The sequence below is a fragment of the Enterococcus viikkiensis genome (assembly GCF_005405345.1).
GTDB classification, from domain to species: Bacteria; Bacillota; Bacilli; order Lactobacillales; family Enterococcaceae; genus Enterococcus_A; species Enterococcus_A viikkiensis.
Genome location: NZ_BJDW01000042.1, coordinates 1 through 4,490, shown reverse-complemented (window position 1 = coordinate 4,490; position 4,490 = coordinate 1). Strand labels below are relative to the sequence as shown.

At 37.3% G+C, this 4,490-nt stretch carries 5 protein-coding genes; 4 read left to right on the top strand and 1 reads right to left on the bottom strand.

Annotated features, from left to right (window positions below; genetic code table 11):
- The first annotated feature begins 204 nt into the window (after positions 1-204).
- From hbs to FFM67_RS12195, 3 genes are all read left to right on the top strand, one after another.
- Positions 205-480: a non-specific DNA-binding protein Hbs gene (hbs, locus tag FFM67_RS12205; protein WP_010779334.1), complete on the top strand. Its 276-nt coding sequence runs from the start codon at positions 205-207 to the stop codon at positions 478-480.
- Positions 481-640: 160 nt separating this feature from the next.
- Positions 641-1,543, top strand: a complete 903-nt coding sequence (locus tag FFM67_RS12200; protein WP_137614810.1) for a permease — start codon at positions 641-643, stop codon at positions 1,541-1,543.
- 41 nt (positions 1,544-1,584) lie between these two features.
- Complete coding sequence (locus FFM67_RS12195; RefSeq protein ID WP_137614809.1) at positions 1,585-2,418, top strand: TIGR03943 family putative permease subunit; 834 nt, start codon at positions 1,585-1,587, stop codon at positions 2,416-2,418.
- Between the two features lie 45 nt (positions 2,419-2,463).
- Here FFM67_RS12195 and FFM67_RS12190 read toward each other — a convergent pair whose 3' ends face one another.
- A complete protein-coding gene (locus FFM67_RS12190) occupies positions 2,464-3,624 on the bottom strand; it encodes a cation diffusion facilitator family transporter (protein ID WP_137614808.1) in 1,161 nt (386 codons plus the stop codon).
- Between the two features lie 234 nt (positions 3,625-3,858).
- Here FFM67_RS12190 and FFM67_RS12185 point away from each other — a divergent pair, with 234 nt between their 5' ends.
- Positions 3,859-4,197: a hypothetical protein gene (locus tag FFM67_RS12185; protein ID WP_137614807.1), complete on the top strand. Its 339-nt coding sequence runs from the start codon at positions 3,859-3,861 to the stop codon at positions 4,195-4,197.
- The last annotated feature ends 293 nt before the right edge of the window (positions 4,198-4,490 follow it).

Below are 4,490 nucleotides of genomic sequence, written 5' to 3'. Positions count from 1 at the left end.
ATTCTTTGGTCAGAACTATTTTGAGTGTAGCACAAATGGCTTTTTTAGTTGTCTAGCTTAATTTTACAATCGGCGTTCTAAAAAAATAAAAAAAGAATACGGCGGAAAAAAATAGGAAAAAGAGAGTTAACAGTTGCCTTTCTCAGCAATAACGAATAGAATTGTGGATGGAATCAATTAAAAAGACAGTGGAGGCTATACATTATGATTAATAAACAAAGTTTAGTTGAACAAGTAGCAGAAAAGACAGGTCTTACAAAAAAAGATGCAACATCTGCCGTAGATGCTTTATTTGAAGGAATCCAATCATCATTAAAAGCTGGAGAAAAAGTTCAAGTCATTGGCTTTGGTAACTTTGAAGTACGAGAACGTGCAGCACGTAAAGGCCGCAACCCTCAAACAGGTGAAGAAATCACTATCGCAGCTAGCAAATCACCAGCTTTCAAAGCCGGCAAACAATTAAAAGATGCAGTGAAGTAAAAAAATGAGTCCCGCTACTTTATGTAGCGGGCTTTTTTTGTGCTCAAATCCGCCATAAATCTAAAAAAAATTTAAAAAAAAGTTTGTGAATCAAAGTTTTCTTGTTTCTTTGGTTAAAAAAGCGTATATCTTAGAATAGTGAAAATTCTGGAGGAACGTTATGTTTAATTTTCTGCCCCATTCTGTTTTACAAATGAGTACGATCTTTCTTTCAATTGTCATCGAGGCGATTCCTTTTGTGTTATTAGGTTGTATTATTTCTGGCGCTTTGCAGGTTTTTTTAACGCCTGAGCGGGTTCAAAAGATTTTGCCTAAAAATAAATTACTAGCGATTCTCGTGGGTTCCTGTTTAGGATTTTTCTTTCCTTCTTGTGAATGTGGCATCGTACCAATCATTACTCAATTCATTAAGAAAGGTGTGCCGGAACATACGGCGTTTGCCTTTATGGTGACTGCACCAATCATTAATCCAATCGTTTTATTTTCCACTTTTATTGCCTTTGGTAATAGCTGGAAGTTTGCTTTTTTACGAGCGCTAGGCAGCTTTATCGTTGCATTGATCATCGGGTCATGGATCGCGTATATCAATCGTACACCGATTTTAAAAACTGATATCCCCCCTCATACAGAGGAGCTTCATGAACACGGAGACACACACAAACATTCTGTCAGACAAAACCTTTGGTCAGTCTTGGTTCATGGGATTGATGAATTCTTTGACACCGGTCGCTATTTGATCATTGGTGCTTTGATCGCCAGCAGCATGCAAGTCTATTTACCAACGCAATTTATGCTGCAATTAACTTCTTCAAAAATTGTTGGCATCTTAGTGATGCTCGTTCTGGCCTTTACAATGTCGCTTTGTTCCGAGGCCGATGCTTTTGTTGGTTCATCCTTACTGAGCCTCTTCGGAACTAATGCGATCGTGGCTTTTTTAGTTTTTGGTCCAATGGTGGACATCAAAAATCTAATGATGATGAAACGCAGCTTCCACGGAAAATTTATCGTTCAGCTAATTGCTTTGATCAGCGTGATCGTAACGGTCTATGCCTTAGTAATTTAGCGGGCCGAATAAGAGAGAATACATAAAAATGGAGGAGACCAATGATTCGTTTCTTGATTTTGTCGGGTTATTTTGAATTGATGATGTATCTGCAGGTTTCTGGCAGATTGGATCAATATATTAATGTCCATTATCGTTATCTAGTTTTTCTAACGATGGGTCTATCGCTAATTTTGGCGTTAGTCCAATTAAAGATTTGGGCGGGTAGTGATAAGTCAGCAAAACAGTCCCATCATGATCACAATCATGGACTGAATACACCGTATCAACGAGGGATCGCTTATTTACTGCTAGTAATTCCTTTGGTAGTGGGCCTGTTATTTCCCACTATTAATCTGGATACAACGATTGTTGAAGCAAAAGGGTTTAGTTTTCCAGTCAGCAAGGAATCCGTGGGTGATCCAGAGATGAATACCCAATATTTAAAACCGGATACCAGCATTTACTACAATAAAAGTGATTACAATGATCAAATGACCAAGTTGATGAAAAAGTATGAGACGGATCAAAAATTGGAAGTCACGGATGAGAACTATTTAGAGGTGATGGAACTGATCTATAATTATCCTAATTCTTTTGTAGGTAAGAATATCTCTTTTAATGGGTTTATCTATGAGACTCAAAAGAATCAGCAAAAATATGATTTTATGTTCCGCTTTGGGATTATTCATTGTGTCGCGGATTCGGGGGTGTTCGGTCTAATGACGAAACTACCAGCGAATTTGGCTGTTAAGAACAACGAGTGGCTTCATGTTGAAGGAACGATTACGTTGGACTTTTTCGAACCTTTCCAACGCCAGCTTCCTGCGGTGAATGTTACTAAGGTCCAGACCGTGACGGCACCAAAAAATCAATACGTTTATCGTGCTTTTTAGACAGAAAAAAGCCGCCTTGGCTTGCTACCCAGGGCGGCTTTCCTATTACAGTAAATAGGTTCGATCGAAGGTGATATGAAGTTTTGCCGGTTCGTTTTGAGTAATAAAATGTTGACTGATAATGTCTTGTAAGTAAGCATTTTCCGTCTTTTTTAATTCCTCCGGTACGACTAAATCAAAATAAATCGTTTCAGGTATGGTCGTTTTATCTACCCGCAAATCATGAAAACGTAAGTGAGGATGGATATCCTTTAACGTTTTTTTCAGTTCTGGGGCGATCCGTTTGAAATCGGGATCATTAATCGGATAAGGATCTACATGACAGACTAGATCCACTCCGACATCCTCTTTTACTTCGTATTCGATGGCATCGATTACTTCATGGGCATGAGACAAACTCCAATCTTGATTGACTTCAATGTGTACGGAGGCAAAAACACTATTAGGCCCATAACTATGAATCAGCAAATCGTGATAACCAATAATATCGGGATAATTATCGAGATGCTTACGAATCGCTAATACCTCAGCTTCCGGGGGTCTCACCCCCATTAAATCATTAATGAAGCCTAATAACATTTTTATCCCAGAATAAATAATGTATAGTGCGATTAAAAAACCGATATAGCCATCGATTCGCCAACCACTAAGCCATTCGATAATAGCAGAAATCAAAACGGCAATGGTCGTGTAGACATCATTAATACTATCTTGGGCGGTAGCTTTCAATGTATTTGAATCAATTTCGCGACTCAATTTGCGATACATAAAGCCTTGCCAGAATTTCATTAGAATTGAAAGCACCAGTACGATATAGACAATCGGTGTAAGTAAGACGCTGCTGGGATGAATGATTTTGATAAAAGAGCTATCTAAGAAGCGCACGCCGACATATGTGACTAAGATAGAAATAACAAAACCACTGATATACTCAAAACGTTCATGTCCATAAGGGTGCCCTTCGTCCGCTGGTTTGCCCGCGATCTTGAAACCAGCTAATGTGATGACCGATGAGGCTGTATCCGATAAATTATTGATAGCATCGGCCATGATAGATACACTGCCAGAAAGCGAGCCGATAAAAAATTTGGCGATAAATAGGGCCAGATTAGAGAACAGGCCCAATAAGCCAGCTAAAATACCGACCCCCGTCCGCTTATTTATTTTAGAGCGTTTTGTAATTTTGTCTATGAGAAAATTTAGCATAAGAATCATCCTTAAAAATTAATCAATTGTGCCCATTATACCTGATTGAAATGGGAATAAGAAGTTATAACTATACTCTAATAAAAGTAAACTTTATTTATTTGAAGTTTACTTTTAAAATAGGAGCTTGATTTTTGATCAATTTTAATAAAAAATTCGCACATATCTCAGGCGTTTAAAAGGAAATTGTTTTATAATCATTGAAAAGGAATTCACCCATTGGAGGGGAAGCGTATGGACACTCAAACAGATATATCATTATGGGATATTCAGACAAGCAATGTCGTTACCGCATTAGAAGATTTTATCGAAGACTGGAAAGCCTCAAAAAATAGTGATCTTCATGAATATTTGCGTAGCTATCCCGGTTACTTCAAAAGTGATGAACCAACTCGTGAGGCGATTCAACTTGTTTTGGAATATGCCAAAGAACTAATGGACGGAAAAAGGGAAAACGTTGGCTTTTACGAAAATAAAATTTGGTATACAGCCGCTGGGGAAAGTGTCCGGATGACACATTTTCATGAGCGAACGATTTCTAATTTGATGCAAAAAATTATTGCAGCACGATAGATTAAAAATCTGAATGGGATCTTTCAGATTTTTGCTAAATTGGCTTTGGCTGTCGGGCAAGAGTGTGAGCGGATAATCCAACAGAATAAAAAAACTAGGAATGTAAATAAAAATTTGTATTCCTAGTTTTTTTTTGTTGTTTTGCGTATGTTAATATGAAACTAAATATTTTTTATTGTTATTATTTATTGTTCAAACCTTAAAATAAGTTTTAATTGATAGCGTAAAATATTTTGTGTAAATAGAAATTTAGGGTAGAAAAAGAGAAAGTCCATTCTGTAAAATTAAAGTTA